The organism is Streptomyces sp. NPDC053750 (assembly GCF_044544295.1).
GTDB lineage: Bacteria > Actinomycetota > Actinomycetes > Streptomycetales > Streptomycetaceae > Streptomyces.
In genome coordinates this window covers 39,545-57,622 of sequence record NZ_JBITXB010000016.1, presented here as the reverse complement: position 1 = coordinate 57,622, position 18,078 = coordinate 39,545, and the positions used below count along the sequence as shown (strand labels likewise).

Genomic DNA, 18,078 nt, shown 5'->3' with positions numbered 1-18,078 from the left:
GGAGGTTCTCTTCCGGCTCAGACGGTGGTGGCGGGCGACGGGGCGGCCGCGGCCTTGGTTTCGTGCGCCGGGGCCGGGACGGTGGCCGCCGGCTCCTCGGTCGTGCCCGTCGGGGGCGGGGACACGGCGGCCATGGCCGTGGTGACCACGCCGGCCGGCTCGGGCTCGTCGACGTCGACGACGTTGGTGTGGTCGACGACCTCGCGGCGGGAGATCTTCCAGATGGCGGCGCTGGAGACGACCAGGAAGCCCGCGACGAGCGCCGTGCCCCAGTCGCCGAAGCCGCAGACCCACTCGGCGAGCGCGGCGACCAGGGCCGCGGCCGGCAGGGTCAGACCCCAGGCGACGAACATCCGGGTGGCCGTGGACCAGCGGACCACACCGCCCTTGCGGCCGAGGCCCGCGCCCATCACGGCGCCGGAGACCGAGTGCGTGGTGGAGAGGGAGAAGCCGAGGTGGGAGGAGGCCAGGATGACCGTGGCGGCGCTGGTCTGGGCGGCGAAGCCCTGCTGCGGCTGGAGGTCGGTCAGGCCCTTGCCCATGGTGCGGATGATGCGCCAGCCGCCGAGGTAGGTGCCGAGCGCGATGGCGACGCCCGCGGACAGGATGACCCACATGGGCGGGTCGGAGTCGGGGGCGAGGGCGCCGCCGGCGACCAGGGCGAGGGTGATGATGCCCATCGTCTTCTGGGCGTCGTTGGTGCCGTGGGCCAGCGAGACCAGGCCGGCGGAGGCGATCTGCCCGGCGCGGTAGCCCTTCGCGGCGGCCTTGCCGTCGGCCTTGCGGCCGAGCCGGTACGTCAGCCGGGAGCCCAGCATCGCCGCGACGCCCGCGACGATCGGGGCGGCGATCGCCGGCAGGAGCACCTTGGTGACGAGCACGTCGCCGTGGACCGCGCCGACGCCGGCCGAGGCGACGGCGGCACCGATCAGACCGCCCATGAGGGCGTGCGAGGAGCTGGACGGCAGTCCGACCAGCCACGTCAGCAGATTCCAGAGGATCGCGCCGACCAGGGCGGCGAAGATGACCTCGGGACGGATGCCGGTCTCGTCGACGAGACCCTTGGAGATCGTGTTGGCGACCTCCACCGAGAGAAAGGCGCCCACAAGGTTGAGGACGGCGGACATGGCCACCGCCACCTTGGGCTTGAGTGCACCGGTCGAAATGGTCGTTGCCATCGCGTTCGCGGTGTCGTGGAAACCGTTCGTGAAATCGAACGCGAGTGCGGTTACCACCACAATCGCGAGGATCAGCGAGAAGCTTTCCATTTACCCAGGCAATCGTTCGAGGTCATTGGCTTGTTGAACGTAGGTAACCAGGGTGAACGGAAGATGAACTGAGCTGGGCCTCACGGTGACCGGAAGCGGTGGCGCCACCTCCCTCTGCGTACCCGGCCCGATGCTCTCCGGAGACGTGCCTGGCAGGATCGCCGCGAGGCCGGTCGGCGGCGTTAACGACAGGGGCGCAGGATGCGCGGGAGGAGGCGGTGACTGTGACGTATTCGCGGGTCGGAGGGGTAGGCGCGGACGGGGAGCGGGCCAGGGAGGCGGCCTGGGAGGCACTCGTCGCGACGGCTCGGCGGACGGTGGCGGACGGGCTGGTCGTGGGCACCTCGGGCAACGTCTCGGTGCGCGTCGACGACACGGTCCTGGTCACTCCTTCGGGGGTCCCGTACGACCGTCTGGCCCTTGACGACATCACCGGCGTCGACCTCGACGGCCGCCAGGTCCTCGGCACGCTGGTCCCCACCAGCGAGCTGCCCATGCACCTCGCCGTGTACCGCGCCGACGGCGACGCGCGGGCCGTCGTGCACACGCACGCCGTGCACGCGACGGCGGTCTCGATCCTCGTCCCCGAGCTCCCGTTGGTGCACTACATGGCCGCCGCGCTCGGCGGCCCCGTCCGGGTCGCCCCGTACGCGGCCTACGGCACCGACGAACTGGCCCGCAACATGCTCGCCGCCCTCGCCGACCGGACCGGCTGCCTCCTCCAGAACCACGGCACGATCACCTACGGCGCCTCCCTGGACCAGGCCTTCGACCGCACCGCCCAGCTCGAGTGGATGTGCCGCCTCTGGCTGACGGCCTCCTCGGTACCGGGCCACACCCCGTCCTTGCTGACGAAGCCCCAGTTGACGGAGGTGACGGAACGCCTCCGCGGCTACGGCCAGCAGCCCTGACGAACGACCGCCCCGGCCCCCGACACCGACGCCGGCGGCTGCGGCGGGGCGCGCGGACAGCGGGCCTCGACGAGGGCGGGCCACGGGGCGGCGCCCGGGCCGACGAACACCTGCACGCTCGGCTGGGGCTGCTGGGATTGGCTGTTGCTGGGGTTGCTGGGGTTGCTGGGGTTGCTGGGGTTGCTGGGGTTGCGAGGGCTGCTGGGACGATCTGGCGCCGGGGTCGCTGCGCTCACTGGGGTGGCCGGGGCGGCCGGGGGGCGCTGGGGCGAACGGGGTCGCTGGGGTGGCCGGGGCGATCGGGGTCGCTGGGGTGGCCGGGGCAGTCGGGATGCCCGCGGTGGCCGGGGCGATCGGTGTGGCTGTGGTCAATCCGGGGCCCGGTCACCCGCGATCCGGCGGGCGCACGGCACGGAGCCCAGTCAGCCTCCGCAGACCCGCCGGCCCCGGCGACTCCCCCCGGCCAGCGGCCCGAGCTACGGGTGCCGACGTCAGGAGCCACGCCCACCACTGCCCACCCACCTCCTGCCACCGCACGCCGGCCGGCCGGTGGACGTGGCCGCGGGCGCCGGGGGTGCGAGATCCGGACGTCCGTCGGCTGCGCACCCGGCGTCGGTGGGGGGTACGACCGTCGGCCGTTCCGGCGGAATCCACGGCCGGCGGGCTTCCGGGACGCGGGCGCCGGGGGAGCGGGGTCGGGACGTCAGTCGGCTGCGCACCCGGCGGGGATGCGAGGTCCGGACGTCCGTCGGCTGCGTACCCGGCGTCGGTGCGGGGCCGCGACCGTCGGCCCGTCCGGCGGAATCCGCGGTCGGCGGAGCGTGCCGGGCCGTTCACGGGGTACCGGCAGCGAGACCGATCCACGGCGCCCGGTCCGGTCGGGTGCCCCCGGCGGGGCCTCGTCACTCCCCGCCGTCCGCCCACTGGCCGCCCACGGACTCCACCAGGACACTGGCCCCATGCGCACTGTCACAGCCACGGCCGCCGCCGTCACCGCAGCCCTGGCGGCCGGCGCGGTGAGCGTCGCCGCCGGCCGGCTCGCCAGCGACGCCGCGCTCAAGGCGCCCCCCGGCCGGCCCCTGCCCACCGAACCCCGGCTCACCGTGCACGGCACCGCCGCCGGCCAGATCACCCTCACCCGGGACCTGGCCGCGCTGCGCCCCGGCCGCTACGGCCTCGCCGGCGACGGCTCCCACGCGGTCGTCGGCCCAATCCTCGACACCGCCGAGCACGGCGCCGACACCGTCGTACGCCGCCTGGAACGCGTCACGCACGGCACTCTCGAGGCCGGTGACCGGGCCTGGTTCACCCCGAACCTGTACGTCGGCAACCCGGGCACCGCCCTCGACCTCGAATACGCCGACGTCGACGTCCCCGGCGAACTCGGCCCGCTCCCGGCCTGGTTCCTGCCCGGTGCGCGCCCGACGTGGATCATCGCCGTGCACGGACTGGCCGCCACCCGCGAACACGCCATGAACCTGATGGTCCCCCTGTACCGCCGGCACGTCCCGGTGCTCGCCCTCGCCTACCGCGGCGACGTCGGCGCCCCGCCCTCGCCGGACGGCCTCCACCACTTCGGCGAGACCGAGTGGCGCGACGTGGACGCGGCCGTCCGCTACGCTCTCGACCACGGCGCCCGCCAGGTCGTCCTGCTCGGCTGGTCCACCGGCGCCACCATGGCCCTGCGCACCGCCGCGCTCTCCGGCGTACGCGAGCGCATCGCGGGGCTCGTCCTGGACTCCCCGGTCCTCAGCTGGGAGACCACCCTGCGCGCCCTGGCCGCCGCCCGCCGCACACCCGGCGCGCTCCTGCCGCTCGCCGTCCGCGCCGCCCAGGGCCGTGCCGGACTGCATGCCAACCACGACGCCGGCACCGCCGGTCTCTACCGCCCCGCCATGCCGACCCTGATCTTCCACGGCCCCGACGACGTGGTGGCCCCCTGGCGCCTCTCCCGCCGGCTCGCCGACACCCACCCGCGCCTGGTCTCCCTCCACCCGGTCGACGGCGCCCCGCACGCCGCCATGTGGAACGCCGATCCCGACGACTACGAGGAGACCCTGCGCCGCTTCATGACCCCCCTGGTGTGACCCCGGCGCAACCCCGCTCCGCCACCCGACGCTCAGGTTCCGTTTAGCGGTGTATCACTGGCCTGTTCCCGTCCCCCGGGCAGTGCGCCGAAGCCCCGCGTCGACCGCCCCCGACGCCCTCCTCGGCATTCCGTTTGGGTTTTCGGACCGTCAACCGGAAGACTGCACCCGTGACGTCCCGTATCCCGCGCGACTCCAGGCTTCGACTCGTCCGCCCGCGACCCCTGGCCGCCGCCCCCCGAGCGGTGAACCAGCGACGCCCGAACCGCGCCGCACCGCGCCCCCCGGAGGGCACACCCGCCCGGTCGGAGCTGGCCAGAATGGCACGCGCCGGTCTGGCCGGCGCGGCCCGCGTCGCCCGCTGGGCGGACACCACCCTCGGCCCCGGCCGTGGCAGCGCGACCGCCGACGGCAAGGCCACCCTCTCCGACGCGACCGCCGAGCAGGCCGCCCGCGAACTGGGCCTCACCGTGGCGAGGGTCCGGGCGGACTGGGACACCGCCCGCCTCGCCGGACTGGTCGAGGTGCACGGCGGCACCGCCCGCCCCGGCTGGCGGCTGCGCGCCTGGAACCGCGACGACAGCGCCGTGCTGCGCGGCTGGGTCGCGCTCTTCGACGCCTGGTCGCTCGCCCACCCCGAACCCTCCGGGCAGGAGCCGGCCGCCGTCGCCGAGGTCATCTCCGCGATGCCCCAGGTGCTCTCCTTCCTCCAGCTGTCCGCCGGACCCGTCCCGGTGGCGCAGCTCCTGGACCTGCTGGAGCAGCGCGTCACCGAACTGCGCACCGAGCGCTGCGAGGTGCCCTACGGCCCCCGCCTCGAGCCGGGAACCCCGCAGACCCCCGACATCGCAGGGGCCCCGGACGCCACCGCCGGCACCCCGCTCGCCCCGCTCCTCGACTGGGCCCTGCACGCCCTCGCCTCCGTCGGCGCCCTCACCTGCGGCGACGGACACGCCACGCTCACCCCGCTGGGCAACTGGGCGGTCTGGGTCAAGCTGGAGCAGATCTGCGTCGCCGCGCAGAGCCCCGCCGGCAACATCGAGCAGTCGGCCGAGGACATGCTCCGCGGCTGCGCCCAGCTCCGTCCCAACGCGGCCCGCGCCGAGTACCGCGCCTGGCTGGCCGCCCGCCCCGTCGGCAGCGCCGTCACCGAACTGCTCGAGGGGGCCCGGGGCGAGGACGCCCTGCTGCGCGGCCTGGCCTTCGAGGCGCTGCGCGTCGTCGGCGCCCCCGCCGAGCCCGAGGTGCGCGCCGTCCTCGACGAACCGACGCTGCGGCCGTACGCCCTGCTGTGGCTCGCCGAGCACGACGGCGCAGACGCGGAGGACGCCCACGAGGTCCTCACCCGCCAGGAGGCCACGTGGCTGTGGGTCGACACCGCGGCCGCCGTCGCCGACCACGGCGAGGCCCCGCTGCTCGTCCGGCATCTGGAGTCCGCGGTGCAGCCCACCGTCCCGGCCCTCCTGGACGAGGTCCGGGCCGTCGGGCACCCCCGCACCGTCCAGGTCCTGGTCGCCCTCGCCGCCGCGCACCCCGACCCCGCCCTGGCCAAGGCCGTCCGCCGGGCGGCCTTCCAGGTGCACACCGGCGGCTGACCGGGCTCAGCCGCGGATCTCCGGCGCGTACGTCCCGAAGCTCCAGATGTTGCCCTCCAGATCCCGGGCCATGTAGTCCCGCGAGCCGTAGTCCTGGTCCGTCGGGGGCATCAGGATCTCCGCGCCGTGTTCCACGGCCCGCCGGTGATGTGCGTCGACGTCGGCCACCACGACGTACACCCCCGTCGTGCCGGCGTTCTTCATCGCCTCGTCGAAGCGGCTGCCCGTGCCCTTCGAGCCGAGCATGATCGCGCCGTTGCCCTGGGCGAGCTCGGCGTGGGCGACCGTGCCGTCCTCGCCCTCGTACACGGCCAGTTCCGTGAAGCCGAAGGCCTGGGTGAGCTGGCGGACCGCCGCCTTGGCGTCCGCGTACAGCAGCGTCGGGTAGACGCTCGGGCGGCCGCCGTCCGTGCCTGCCATGCCGATCACTCCCTTGTGAGTCGGTGCCGAGGGACCGGACCGTGCCGTGAAGATCCCCGAAGCCCGGAAACTCCCGGAATCCGGCCCTGGCGCCCAGTCTGGCACCGCCCACCGACAACGCCCGGGACCCGCGCTCCCGAACACAGGAGCCCCGAACAGGCGGCCGCGAACCCGGGCACCCGGGAAAAGCGCTTGCACGGCCCCGTTAGACTGGCCCCATGGCCATTCTCCTCGCGCATTAGACGGCGGGAACGTCCTCCAGCCGCCCATCCCGCCACCCACCCGCCCAGGAGTCTGACCGTGATCTCCGCCTCCGGCATCGAGCTGCGCGCCGGTGCCCGCGTCCTCATCGAAAGCGCCACCTTCCGCATCGCCAAGGGCGACCGCATCGGCCTGGTCGGCCGCAACGGCGCAGGCAAGACCACTCTCACCAAGGTCCTCGCCGGCGAGGGCATGCCCGCCGGCGGTTCCGTCACCCGCTCCGGCGAGGTCGGCTACCTCCCGCAGGACCCCCGCACCGGCGACCTCGACGTCCTCGCCCGCGACCGCATCCTCTCCGCCCGCGGCCTGGACGTCCTGATCCGCAAGATGCGCGAGAACGAGCAGCGCATCGCCACCGGCCAGGGCGCCACCCGCGAGAAGGCGCTCAAGCAGTACGAGCGCCAGGAGACGGAGTTCCTCACCAAGGGCGGATACGCCGCCGAGGCCGAGGCCGCCACCATCGCCGCCGCGCTCAACCTGCCCGACCGCGTGCTCGGCCAGCCCCTGCACACGCTCTCCGGCGGTCAGCGCCGCCGTATCGAGCTGGCCCGGATCCTGTTCTCGGACGCCGACACCCTGCTGCTCGACGAGCCGACCAACCACCTCGACGCCGACTCGATCGTCTGGCTGCGCGACTACCTCAAGACCTACCGCGGCGGCTTCGTCGTGATCTCCCACGACGTCGACCTGGTCGAGACGGTCGTGAACAAGGTGTTCTACCTGGACGCCAACCGCGCCCAGATCGACGTCTACAACATGGGCTGGAAGCTCTACCAGCAGCAGCGCGAGGCCGACGAGAAGCGCCGCAAGCGCGAGCGGCAGAACGCGGAGAAGAAGGCCTCCGCGCTCCATTCGCAGGCCGACAAGATGCGCGCCAAGGCCACCAAGACCGTCGCCGCGCAGAACATGGCCCGCAGGGCGGACAAGCTGCTGGCCGGCCTCGAGGCCGAGCGGAAGTCCGACAAGGTCGCCAAGCTCCGCTTCCCCGAGCCGTCCCCGTGCGGCAAGACCCCGCTCATGGCGGAGGGTCTGTCGAAGTCGTACGGCTCGCTGGAGATCTTCACCGACGTCGACCTGGCCATCGACAAGGGCTCGCGCGTCGTCATCCTCGGACTCAACGGCGCGGGCAAGACCACCCTGCTGCGCCTGCTCGGCGGTGCCGAGAAGCCCGACACCGGCCAGGTCATCGAGGGCCACGGCCTCAAGCTCGGCTACTACGCCCAGGAGCACGAGACCCTGGACCCGGAGCGCACGGTGCTGGAGAACATGCGCTCGGCCGCCCCCGACCTGGACCTGGTCGAGGTGCGCAAGACACTCGGCTCGTTCCTGTTCTCCGGTGACGACGTCGACAAGCCGGCCGGTGTCCTGTCCGGCGGCGAGAAGACCCGCCTCGCCCTGGCCACCCTCGTGGTGTCCTCGGCGAACGTGCTGCTGCTCGACGAGCCGACCAACAACCTCGACCCGGCCAGCCGGGAGGAGATCCTCGGCGCGCTGCGCACCTACAAGGGCGCGGTCGTCCTGGTCACCCACGACGAGGGCGCCGTCGAGGCGCTCCAGCCGGAACGGATCATTCTGCTTCCGGACGGTGTCGAGGACCTGTGGGGCGCCGACTACGCGGATCTCGTCGCCCTGGCTTGATCGAAAGAATGATCCACTGCGTATGGATCATTCGGCCGATCCGTGATCCCCCATCTGTGTGAGATCTCCTCATCAAGAGGTGTGTCCTACATCGAATGCGCGGCCGGACCCTCCATCGCCGAGGGTCCGGCCGCGACGCCTTTCTGACCTGGAGATTCGCCGGAGAACCCGATCGGCCGTACGGGCAGGGCCCGCCGGAATATCGAATTCCGTATGTGGGGACCCGCTCCTGTCGTCACAACCTTGTCTCATCGACCTTGCCGAATGGGTGGCCATGAGGCCCTGGAGGGGTGATCATGAGGAGAACCAGAGCGCACTTCCCTTGAGGAGGCACGGGTGGCCGAGACTCTGAAGAAGGGCAGCCGGGTGACCGGCGCCGCGCGCGACAAGCTCGCGGCAGACCTGAAGAAGAAGTACGACGCCGGTGCGAGCATCCGGGCGTTGGCCGAGGAAACCGGCCGCTCGTATGGCTTCGTGCACCGCATGCTCAGTGAGTCGGGTGTCACGCTGCGAGGGCGTGGCGGGGCGACCCGGGGCAAAAAGGCCACATCGGCCTGATGCTCCGGGCGGCCCCTCGACTCCGGAGGTGAAGGTGGTCACCCGGTCGGTCGTTCAACCGTCCGGGTGGTTACTGTGCAGTCACTTAGCTCTGCCGTCGTCCGGCACGAAAGCCGGCGCACGGCGGGGACGACGACCGCACCCCTCGGAGGCGCCCCATGGCTTCGCCCGCTCACGCCCTTGGTCCCGCACTCGACAAGGACGGCGTGCGGCTCACCGTCGACGACGCGATCGCCACGGTGACGCTGACCAACCCGGCCAAGCGCAACGCGCAGAGCCCCGCTCTGTGGCGGGCGCTCGCCGAGGCCGGCCGGCAGCTGCCGGGCTCCGTCCGCATCGTCGTACTGCGGGCCGAGGGCAAGTCGTTCTCCGCCGGGCTCGACCGGCAGGCCTTCACGCCCGAGGGCTTCGAGGGCGAACCGTCGTTCATCGACCTCGCCCGAGGCGGCGACGCCGAGCTGGACGCGACCATCGCCGAGTACCAGGAGGCGTTCACCTGGTGGCGGCGCAGCGACATCCTGTCGATCGCCGCCGTGCAGGGGCACGCCATCGGGGCGGGCTTCCAGCTGGCCCTCGCCTGTGACCTGCGCGTCGTCGCGGACGACGTGCAGTTCGCGATGCGCGAGACCAGCCTCGGTCTCGTCCCGGACCTGACGGGCACCCACCCTCTGGTGTCCCTGGTCGGATACGCCCGCGCGCTCGAGATCTGTGCGACCGGGCGCTTCGTCATGGCCGAGGAGGCGGTGAGTTCCGGCCTGGCCAACCTCGCCGTGCCCGCGGACCAGCTCGACGGCGCCGTACGCGACCTGGCCTCGGCGGTCCTGGCCGCGCCGCGCGACGCGGTCGTCGAGACCAAGGCGCTGCTCCAGGGCGCCCAGGGCCGGGACTACGAGGCCCAGCGCGCCGCCGAGCGGGCCGCACAGGCACGCCGCCTTCGCGACCTGGCCGGGCTCGGGGAGTAACCCGGGCGCGGGCCCGTCGGCCGGCGCTCAGCCGACCGCCGTCACCAGTACCGCCACCGACGGGCGGTCGGGCAGGGCGTCCGACACCGCCGCGCGGACCCGCCGGGCGACCTCCACGGCCCGGTGGTCCGCAGCCACCGCCAGCTCCACCCGGACATGGCGGCGGGGCAGGGCCGACTCCTGCGGCGACCGCGTGATGTCGACCGGACGGCCCAGTACGGACGTCAGCCCGGCCACGCCCGCCACCGCCAGTGCGGCGTCGGCCGCGCGGCCCTCGTCCCCCTGTCCCCGGTCGACGGCCGGGGCGGGCCGCGGCTCGCGACCAGGGGGCCCCTCGTGAGGGGCCGTGGCGGCGGCCTCCAGCAGGTCCGTCGCCCGCAGGTCCACGTCCGTCACCGCCAGACCGAGCTCCCGCGCCGCCGCCACCAGCGCGGCGCGCAGCCCGGCGGCCGTCTCCGGCAACGGCCGGGCCGGCGTCGCCGCGAAGTCGGCCGTCACCCGCAGCGGGCCGGGCGGCAGGGCGCTCGGCGGTGGCGGCACGGCCGGTTCGGCCGCCCGACCGGGATCGGCGAGCCCGATGCGCAGGCCCTCCGGACGTGCGCCGGCCACACCCCGGGCCGCGGCGAGCAGGACCTCGCGCGCCGCCCGCTCGGCGATCCACGCGCCGTCACCCGGGCCGCCCAGCGGCAGAAGCCTGCCGAGCCGCAACTGTTCCCGCACCGTCCGCGTCCACCGGTCCGCCGTCGTCATTCCTCCAGCCTGCCGTATCCCCGGCGCGCAACGGCGCAACCGTGCTTACGGTGGTCGTAGAACGACGACCGGAAGGACGTGCCGCGATGAGTGACATGACGGAGACCCATAGGACCGGACAGGACACCGCCGAGACCGGTGGGTCGGTCAGGGCCCAGCCGGGCCGGCGCGGCGGCGGGGACCCCGGGACCCGGGGGAGGACCACCATCGCCGACGGCGTCGTGGAGAAGATCACCGGTATGGCCGCACGGGACGTCGTCGGCGTGTACGCCATGGGCAGCGGAGTGGCGCGCACCTTCGGCGCCGTGCGCGACCGGGTGCCCGGCGGGACCAGGTCCGGGGTGACGCGCGGGGTGAAGGCCGAGGTCGGCGAGAAGCAGACCGCGCTCGATCTGGAGATCGTCGTCGAGTACGGCGTGTCGATCTCCGAGGTGGCCCGGGACGTGCGGGAGAACGTGGTGTCCGCGGTGGAGCGCATGACCGGACTCGAGGTCGTCGAGGTCAACATCGCGGTGAGCGACGTGAAGCTGCCCGACGAGGAGGACGAGGAGCCGGAGCCCCGGATCAAGTGACGCGAGCAGGACACACGAGTACGGACTGACGGGAGCGCACCATGAGCATGGCCGTGGTCGGCATGATCGCCGGCATGGCGCTGGGTTTCGCCGGCTACTTCGGCGGGTTCGGTGCCTTCCTGCTGGTGGCGGCCCTGGGAGCCGTCGGCTTCGTCGTCGGCCGCCTGTTGGAGGGGGACATGGAACTCGGTGACCTCTTCCGCACCCGCGACGACCGGCGGCGGTGACGGGCGTGAGCGGTGGGGGCGGTGAGCCCCTCGAACCCCTGACCGTCGTGCCGCCGGGCGAGCGCGGCGCCACGCGGATCGCCGACCGGGTCGTCGCCAAGGTCGCCGCCCGGGCGGCCCGCGAGGCGGTCGGCGCGCTCCACCCGGACGCCGCGCGTCCGTACGCCACCGTGGTCGTCCACCACGACAACGCCCGCATCCGCGTCCATCTCGAACTCGACTACCCCTGCGACATCGGCGCCCGCTGCGGGCAGGTGCGTCACCAAGTCGTCCAGCGGGTACGCGGGTTGGTGGGCATGGCGGTGCCGGAGGTCGCCGTCCAGGTCGAGCGGCTGCACCTGGCGGCGGAGTACGGCGCGAGACAGGGGAGGACGCGATGAGCGAGCCCCGGGACACCGACGGCGGAACCCGGCGACTGCCCGTCCTCGAGAAGGAGACGGACGGTACCGCACCCCCGCGGCCGGCCGCGTCCGACGCCGAGGGCGGACCGAACCGCCGCTTCTGGTCCGCGCGCCGCGTCCCCGCGGGCGTCGTCGCCCTGCTGCTCCTGCTCCTCGCGGGCGCCTTCCTCTACGACGTCGTGGCCGTGCGCACCGGCCGGGACGCCCTCGGATGGCGCAGCGAACTGGCCCGGCAGCTCGCCGAACGCCCCCTCGACGACACCTGGGTGCTGGTCGGTGCGGGCGCCGCCGCGGCCCTCGGCCTCTGGCTGGTCGTGCTGGCGCTCACCCCGGGCCTGCGCAAGCTGCTGCCGATGCGGCGCACCCACCCGGAGGTACGCGCGGGACTCCAGCGGGACGCCGCCGCCACGGTGCTGCGCGACCGGGCCATGGAGGTCGCCGGGGTGCGGTCCGCGCGGGTGCGGATGCGCCGGCGCAAGGCCCGCGTCCGCGCGCTGGCGCACTTCCGGGAACTGGACGACGTACGCGCCGATCTGGCCGGCGTGCTCGACGACGCGGTACGTGGGCTGGGGCTGGCCCGCCCGCCCGCCGTGTCGGTACGGGTGGCGCGGCCCGGACGGAAGGGGTGAGGGCGGTGCTCAGGACCGTCGACCGTGTGCTGCTCGGACTCGTGGGCCTGGTCCTGCTCGCTCTCGGCGGCGCCGTACTCGCCGTCGGGCTCGGCGCCTCCCCGCCCACCTGGTGGCTGCACGACGGGCCGCACGACGTGCTCCTCGGCGAAGCCGAGCGGACCCGGTGGCGGGACGCCGGCTGGTGGTGGCCGGTCGTCATCGCCGCGCTCGCCGTCCTGCTGCTGCTCGCCCTGTGGTGGCTGGTCGCCGTGGTGCGCCGCCGCCGGCTCGCCGAGGTCCTCGTCGACACCGGCGACGGCGAGGGCGCTGTGCTGCGCGGCCGGGCCCTGGAGGGCGTCCTCACCCAGGAGGCGGGCCGGCTCGACGGGGTCGAACGGGCCAAGGTCCGGCTCACCGGCCGCCGTCACGCCCCGTCGACCCGCATCCGGCTGCTGCTGGCCCCCCATGTGGACCCCGGCACCGCCCTGCACGAGCTCACCACCGGCGCGCTGGCCCACGCCCGCGACTCGGCGCACCTCGCGGCACTCCCGGCCGAGGTCCGCCTGCACGGCGTGCGCCACCGACCGGAACGGGTCGGCTGACCGGGCGGCGCAGGCACCGCGGACGCCGCGTTGCCGAACCGCCCACGTGGCTCCACCCCGCACTCTCGGCTTCGCTCGAGCGGGGGGACCCCATCGAGGGCGGTTCCGGCGCCTTGCGATCGGATGCTTCCCCACGTGCGAACCGAACTCGCGCGGGGCACCGCCATCGCCGCAGCGGGCCCCGCCCTCCGGGCGGACGGCGGGAATGGTCGGACCGGCCCCTAGAAGCCGTGCCGCACTCCGCCGTCCACCGGCAGCATCACGCCCGTCACATACGACGCCGCGGGGGACAGCAGGAACGCCGCCGCCCGGCCGAACTCCTCCGGGGCACCGTAGCGGCGCAGCGGGATACGGGACTCGGCCGCCACCCTCGTCGCCTCCGGATCGGCGGACAGGCCGTCCAGCTCGCGCACCCGGTCGGTGTCGATGCGGCCCGGCAGCAGGCCGACGACACGGATGCCGCGCGGGCCCAGCTCGTCGGAGAGGGACTTGGCGAGGCCGGCCAGCCCCGGCCGCAGGCCGTTGGAGATGGTCAGGCCCGGGATCGGCTCGTGCACCGAGCCCGACAGCACGAAGCCGATCACGCCGCCGGCCTCCAGTTCGGCCGCCGCCGTCCGGGCCAGCCGCACCGCACCGAGGAACACCGACTCGAACGCGGCCCGCCACTGCTCGTCCGTGTTGTCGGCGACGAACCCGGGCGGCGGCCCGCCCACACTGATCAGGACACCGTCGAAGCGGCCGAAGCGCTCACGCGCGGTCGCGATCAGCCGGCCGGCCGCCCCGGGGTCGGCGTTGTCGGCGGCCACGCCCACGGCATCCGGCCCCAGCGCCGCCGCGGCGTCGGCGACGCTCTTCTCGTCCCGCCCCGTGACGACCACCTTCGCCCCGTCGGCGACCAGTTCGCGCGCGGCGGCGTTGCCCAGGCCCCGGGTGGCTCCCGTGACGACGTACACCCGGTCCTTCAGTCCAAGATCCATGGCCCCTATCCTGCCCCCTCGTCCCCGAACAGGGCGAGGGCGGTGTTGACCAGACCGATGTGGCTGAACGCCTGCGGGAAGTTGCCGAGCTGCCGGCCGGCCACCGGGTCGTACTCCTCGGCCAGCAGCCCCACGTCGTTGGCGAGCCCGGCCAGCCGCTCGAACAGCTCGCGGGCCTCCTTCGTCCGGCCGGTCGCGTGCAGCGCGTCGGCGTACCAGAACGAGCACACCAGGAACGTCCCCTCGCCGCCCGGCAACCCGTCGACCGGGTCCCCTTCCGTGCTGTAGCGGCGCACCAGGCCGCCCCGGGTCAGTTCCTCGCCGATCGCGTCGACCGTGCCGACCACGCGCGGGTCGTCCGGGGGCAGGAATCCCACGCGCGGGATGAGCAGCAGCGAGGCGTCCAGCTCCCGCGAGCCGTAGGACTGGGTGAAGGTGTTGCGTTCCGGGTCGTAGCCCTGCTCGCACACCTCGCGGTGCACCTCGTCGCGCAGCGCGCGCCAGCCGTGCGGGTCACCGCCGCTCAGCTCGGGATGCTCCTCCAGGGTGCGCACCGCGCGGTCCAGGGCGACCCAGGTCATCACCTTCGAGTGCACGAACTGCCGGCGCCCGCCCCGCACCTCCCACAGCCCCTCGTCGGGCTGGCGCCACGCCGTGGCCAGGAAGTTCATCAGGGCGCACTGCAGCTCCCACATCTGCGGCTGGGGGTGCATGCCGGCCAGCCGGGCCAGCGACAGCGAGTCCATGACCTCGCCGTACACGTCCAGCTGGAGCTGGTTCACCGCGTCGTTGCCGACCCGCACCGGCGTGGACTCGTCGAATCCGGACAGCCACGGCAGCTCGAACTCGGGCAGCCGCCGCTCGCCCGCCAGGCCGTACATGATCTGCAGGTCCGCCGGATTGCCCGCGACCGCGCGGAGCAGCCAGTCGCGCCAGGCCTCGGCCTCCTCCAGATACCCGGCCGACAGCAGGGCGCCCAGGGTGAGGGTGGAGTCGCGCAGCCAGCAGAAGCGGTAGTCCCAGTTGCGCACGCCGCCCGGTTCCTCGGGCAGCGAGGTGGTGGGGGCGGCCACGATGCCGCCGGTGGGCTTGTAGGTGAGCGCCTTGAGGGTGATCAGGGAGCGGACCACGGCGTCCCGGTGCGGACCGTCGTAGCGGCAGTGGGCGGCCCAGTCCCGCCAGTCCTCGACGCTGTGCTCCAGCGACACGTACGGGTCGATCAGCGGCGGGCGCGGCTCGTGCGAGGGATGCCAGGTGAGGACGAACGCGACCTTCTCGCCCGCGGCGACCGTGAACTCCGCGTGCGTCCCGAAGTCCTGGCCCCAGCTGCGCACCTCGGGCTCGCTGCGCAGCCACGCCGAGTCCGGTCCGGCGACGGCCACGTGGTGCCCGTCGGACCTGCGCATCCACGGGACGATCGAGCCGTAGTCGAAGCGCAGCCGGAGCACGCTGTGCACGGTGACCTCACCGCTCAGGCCCTCGACGATGCGTACGAGGTCCGGGGCGCGGTCGCGCTGGGGCATCAGGTCGGTGACCCGTACCGAGCCGTCCTCGGTCTCCCACTCGGTGTCCAGGACGAGGGTGTCGGGCCGGTAGGCGCGTCGTGTGCAGCGTCCGGCGCCCTTGGGGGCGATGCGCCAGTGCCCGTTGTCCTCGTCGCCGAGCAGCTTGGCGAAGCAGGCGGCGGAGTCGAAGCGGGGCAGGCACAGCCAGTCCACGGAGCCGTCCGTGCCGACCAGGGCCGCGGTCTGCTGGTCGCCGATGAGCGCGTAGTCCTCGATGTGGGGGTGCACGGGATGTCGTCTTCCCGACGGAGGGCGGAGCAATCGGATCCCGTTGCGCGACGCCCGTGCGGCCCCGTACCGGCCACACCCCGGGCCACACCGCGTGGGCTACACCGTGGCGGGCTCCTCGGCCTCCGCGGTCTCCTCCTGCTCGTCCTGCGCCGCCCGGTCCCGTGCCTCGCGGCGGGCCAGGACGAACCACCCGATCGGGACGCCCGCGGCGAAGAGCCACCACTGGACGGCGTACGCCATGTGGTTGCCGATGCTGTCGTGGTCGGGCTCCGAGATCAGCTCGGGCGTGTCGCCCGTGGGCTCGGGGTCGGTCAGCTCGACGTAGCCGCCGAGGACCTGCTTGCCGAGGCGCTCGGCCTGCTGCTCACTGTTGATCAGCATGACCTGGCGGTCCGGCAGCCCCTCGACGTTCTTGATGCCGCTGTCCGCGGTCGTCTGGTCGGGCATCAGCCGGCCGGTGACCGTGATCTCGCCCTTCGGGGGCGCCGGGATCTTCGGGAACGTGGTCTGGCTCGCACCGTTCGACGGGATCCAGCCCCGGTTGACGATCAGGACCTTGCCGTCGTAGAGGACGAAGGGGGTCAGGACGTGGTAGCCGACCCGGTCGTCCGCGTTGGTGCGGCGGCGTACGACGACCTCGTTCGCCCGGTCGAAGTGGCCCTTCGCCGTCACCCGGCGGTACAGGTCCTCGTCCTCCACCTCCGCTCCCGGCGAGGTCATGGACTCGGCCGGCACGGGCTTCGCCGCCAGCGAGTCGGCGATCACCTTGTTCAGCGCGACCCTGTGCTCATGGCGGTGCAGCTGCCAGAAGCCCAGCTCGATCATCGTCGGGATGAGCGCGAGCGCCACGAGCGTGAGAATCACCCACTGGCGGGACAACAGGAAGCGGTACACGCATCGACGGTACCTTGCTGGGATCGACCCCAGCGGGGGAGGGTCCCGCTGGGGTCCGTATCCCCGCGTCGGCGGGGAGCACACGACCGACTTGTATCGGCGTGGGGTCTACCGCGGACCATCCCCGCATCGGCGGGGAGCACGTTCCACGTCATTGCCGCGGCGCGGTGTTCGACGGCGGTTTCGCCCGGCAGTCACGCGTGGCCTCAGACCTTGTCGACGATCCCCGCCCTCCCCTCCGCGCGGGCGCAGTGGGCGCCGCAGTACCAGTGGCCCTCGACCTCGACGCCCTGGCCGATGATCTGCACCCGGCAGTGCTCGCAGATGGGGGCCATCCGGTGGATCGCGCAGGAGAAGCAGTCGAAGACGTGCACCGCTCCCTGGGCGTGGACCTCGAAGGTCATTCCGTAGTTGTTGCCGCAGACTTCGCATGTCGCCATGCGCCACAGGGTGGGCCGTCGCCGCGACGCGGGCGAGCGGGCGCCGGGCGAGTCGCCCGGAATCACCCGTCCGTCGGCTCACGTACGGCTCAGCCGTCCGCGGGCTCGACGTCGGCGAGCAGCTGCCCGAACGCCGCCTCGTCCACCACCGGTGTGCCGTACTGACGCGCCTTGACCACCTTCGACGTGCCCGAGTCCGGGTCGTTGGCGACCAGCAGGCTGGTCAGCCGGGACAGGCTGGTGGCGACGTGCAGCCCGGCCTCGGTCGCGCGGTCCTCCAGCAGGTCCCGCTCGACGGAGGTGTCACCCGAGAAGGCGACCCGCATGCCCTGCTTGAGGCGTTTGCCCTCTTCGTACCGGCCCGGGTTGGGATAGGGGCATGCGGGCCTTTTACGGGAGGGGCGCCAACTGGTCTGCCGGTGGCCGCCGTAGCCCGCCTGCTGCCCGATCCGCGGCGCGGGCCGGTCCGACCACTCGGTCAGCGGCCGGCACTCGTGCAGCGGCAGCCGTACGTCCGCCGCGGCCGCGGCGAGCAGGCTGGGCCGGAACGCCTCCGCCAGCACGCGCGCGTCGTCCAGCGCGTGGTGCGCCCGCTGCTGTACGACGCCGAAGTGCGCGGCCAGCGACTCCAGCTTGTGGTTGGGCAGCGGAAGGTCCAGCGCCTTGGAGAGGGCGATGGTGCACAGCCGTTGACGCACCGGCGCCTCGCGCTGTGCGCGCGCGTACTCGCGGGCGATCATCTGCCAGTCGAAGACGGCGTTGTGCGCGACGAGAACCCGCCCGTCGAGCCGGGACGCGAACTCTTCGGCGATGTCCGGGAAGAGCGGCGCCCCCCGGAGCACGTCGCTCGTCAGACCGTGTATCCACACCGGGCCCGGGTCCCGCTGCGGATTGACCAGGGTGTACCAGTGGTCCTCGACCTCGCCCCGGGCGTCCAGCCGGTAGACGGCCGCGGAGATGATGCGGTCGTCGCGGGCCAGGCCGGTGGTCTCCACGTCAACGACGGCGTACCCCTGCGGATACGCGGTCGGCCACACCGTGGCGGACGCTGTGGTCGTGCGGTCTTCGAGCATGGTCCATGAGGATACGGCCCGGGACCGACAGCCCG

At 73.5% G+C, this 18,078-nt stretch carries 19 protein-coding genes; 11 read left to right on the top strand and 8 right to left on the bottom strand.

What is annotated here, in order from left to right; genetic code table 11:
• Positions 1 to 17: 17 nt before the first annotated feature.
• Positions 18 to 1,268 (bottom strand): anion permease, encoded by a 1,251-nt coding sequence (locus ACIGO6_RS32765; protein WP_399882679.1) that lies wholly within the window; start codon positions 1,266 to 1,268, stop codon positions 18 to 20.
• Between the two features lie 224 nt (positions 1,269 to 1,492).
• Here ACIGO6_RS32765 and ACIGO6_RS32760 point away from each other — a divergent pair, with 224 nt between their 5' ends.
• The 3 genes from ACIGO6_RS32760 to ACIGO6_RS32750 all read left to right on the top strand — a co-directional run bounded on the left by ACIGO6_RS32760 (position 1,493) and on the right by ACIGO6_RS32750 (position 5,861).
• Positions 1,493 to 2,179 (top strand): class II aldolase/adducin family protein, encoded by a 687-nt coding sequence (locus ACIGO6_RS32760; RefSeq protein WP_399882677.1) that lies wholly within the window; start codon positions 1,493 to 1,495, stop codon positions 2,177 to 2,179.
• Positions 2,180 to 3,138: 959 nt separating this feature from the next.
• A complete protein-coding gene (locus ACIGO6_RS32755) occupies positions 3,139 to 4,266 on the top strand; it encodes an alpha/beta hydrolase (protein ID WP_399882675.1) in 1,128 nt (375 codons plus the stop codon).
• Between the two features lie 170 nt (positions 4,267 to 4,436).
• The gene (locus ACIGO6_RS32750; protein WP_399882673.1) at positions 4,437 to 5,861 is read left to right on the top strand and encodes a hypothetical protein; all 1,425 of its coding nucleotides are present in this window, start codon (positions 4,437 to 4,439) and stop codon (positions 5,859 to 5,861) included.
• 6 nt (positions 5,862 to 5,867) lie between these two features.
• Here the strand turns inward: ACIGO6_RS32750 and ACIGO6_RS32745 are convergent, their stop codons facing one another.
• The gene (locus ACIGO6_RS32745; protein WP_399882671.1) at positions 5,868 to 6,281 is read right to left on the bottom strand and encodes a VOC family protein; all 414 of its coding nucleotides are present in this window, start codon (positions 6,279 to 6,281) and stop codon (positions 5,868 to 5,870) included.
• 300 nt (positions 6,282 to 6,581) lie between these two features.
• On the opposite strand from ACIGO6_RS32745, the gene ACIGO6_RS32740 reads away from it, so the two are divergent.
• From ACIGO6_RS32740 to ACIGO6_RS32730, 3 genes are all read left to right on the top strand, one after another.
• Positions 6,582 to 8,180, top strand: coding sequence for an ABC-F family ATP-binding cassette domain-containing protein (locus tag ACIGO6_RS32740; RefSeq protein WP_399882669.1), 1,599 nt, complete (start codon positions 6,582 to 6,584; stop codon positions 8,178 to 8,180).
• 336 nt (positions 8,181 to 8,516) lie between these two features.
• Positions 8,517 to 8,738, top strand: a complete 222-nt coding sequence (locus ACIGO6_RS32735; protein WP_003976983.1) for a helix-turn-helix domain-containing protein — start codon at positions 8,517 to 8,519, stop codon at positions 8,736 to 8,738.
• A 158-nt stretch (positions 8,739 to 8,896) separates the two neighbouring features.
• Positions 8,897 to 9,700 (top strand): enoyl-CoA hydratase/isomerase family protein, encoded by an 804-nt coding sequence (locus ACIGO6_RS32730; protein ID WP_399882667.1) that lies wholly within the window; start codon positions 8,897 to 8,899, stop codon positions 9,698 to 9,700.
• 27 nt (positions 9,701 to 9,727) lie between these two features.
• Here ACIGO6_RS32730 and ACIGO6_RS32725 read toward each other — a convergent pair whose 3' ends face one another.
• The gene (locus tag ACIGO6_RS32725; protein WP_399882665.1) at positions 9,728 to 10,450 is read right to left on the bottom strand and encodes a nucleopolyhedrovirus P10 family protein; all 723 of its coding nucleotides are present in this window, start codon (positions 10,448 to 10,450) and stop codon (positions 9,728 to 9,730) included.
• An 86-nt stretch (positions 10,451 to 10,536) separates the two neighbouring features.
• Between ACIGO6_RS32725 and ACIGO6_RS32720 the strand changes: the two genes are divergently transcribed.
• Genes ACIGO6_RS32720 through amaP form a run of 5 tightly spaced genes read left to right on the top strand, consistent with a single transcriptional unit; the run spans position 10,537 to position 12,863 of the window.
• Positions 10,537 to 11,022: an Asp23/Gls24 family envelope stress response protein gene (locus ACIGO6_RS32720; protein ID WP_399882663.1), complete on the top strand. Its 486-nt coding sequence runs from the start codon at positions 10,537 to 10,539 to the stop codon at positions 11,020 to 11,022.
• Between the two features lie 41 nt (positions 11,023 to 11,063).
• A complete protein-coding gene (locus tag ACIGO6_RS32715) occupies positions 11,064 to 11,249 on the top strand; it encodes a hypothetical protein (RefSeq protein WP_399882661.1) in 186 nt (61 codons plus the stop codon).
• Positions 11,246 to 11,629, top strand: a complete 384-nt coding sequence (locus tag ACIGO6_RS32710) for a hypothetical protein (RefSeq protein ID WP_399882659.1) — start codon at positions 11,246 to 11,248, stop codon at positions 11,627 to 11,629. Before ACIGO6_RS32715 ends, ACIGO6_RS32710 begins: the two co-directional genes overlap by 4 nt.
• Positions 11,626 to 12,279, top strand: coding sequence for a DUF6286 domain-containing protein (locus tag ACIGO6_RS32705; RefSeq protein WP_399882657.1), 654 nt, complete (start codon positions 11,626 to 11,628; stop codon positions 12,277 to 12,279). Before ACIGO6_RS32710 ends, ACIGO6_RS32705 begins: the two co-directional genes overlap by 4 nt.
• On the top strand, positions 12,276 to 12,863 hold the full coding sequence (gene amaP / locus ACIGO6_RS32700; RefSeq protein ID WP_399882655.1) for an alkaline shock response membrane anchor protein AmaP: 588 nt from the start codon (positions 12,276 to 12,278) through the stop codon (positions 12,861 to 12,863). The genes ACIGO6_RS32705 and amaP overlap by 4 nt, the downstream gene beginning before the upstream one ends.
• 221 nt (positions 12,864 to 13,084) lie before the next feature.
• On the opposite strand, the gene ACIGO6_RS32695 is transcribed toward amaP, so the two are convergent.
• From ACIGO6_RS32695 to ACIGO6_RS32675, 5 genes are all read right to left on the bottom strand, one after another.
• Positions 13,085 to 13,840, bottom strand: a complete 756-nt coding sequence (locus tag ACIGO6_RS32695) for an SDR family oxidoreductase (protein ID WP_399882653.1) — start codon at positions 13,838 to 13,840, stop codon at positions 13,085 to 13,087.
• Positions 13,841 to 13,845: 5 nt separating this feature from the next.
• Positions 13,846 to 15,633 (bottom strand): glycoside hydrolase family 15 protein, encoded by a 1,788-nt coding sequence (locus tag ACIGO6_RS32690; RefSeq protein WP_399882651.1) that lies wholly within the window; start codon positions 15,631 to 15,633, stop codon positions 13,846 to 13,848.
• A gap of 99 nt (positions 15,634 to 15,732) precedes the next feature.
• Positions 15,733 to 16,530 carry an SURF1 family protein gene (locus ACIGO6_RS32685; RefSeq protein WP_399882649.1) on the bottom strand — a complete coding sequence of 266 codons (798 nt, stop codon included), beginning with the start codon at positions 16,528 to 16,530 and terminating at the stop codon, positions 15,733 to 15,735.
• Positions 16,531 to 16,736: 206 nt separating this feature from the next.
• On the bottom strand, positions 16,737 to 16,970 hold the full coding sequence (locus ACIGO6_RS32680; protein ID WP_071528763.1) for a hypothetical protein: 234 nt from the start codon (positions 16,968 to 16,970) through the stop codon (positions 16,737 to 16,739).
• 89 nt (positions 16,971 to 17,059) lie between these two features.
• A complete protein-coding gene (locus tag ACIGO6_RS32675; protein ID WP_399882647.1) occupies positions 17,060 to 18,043 on the bottom strand; it encodes a DEDDh family exonuclease in 984 nt (327 codons plus the stop codon).
• Positions 18,044 to 18,078 lie beyond the last annotated feature (35 nt).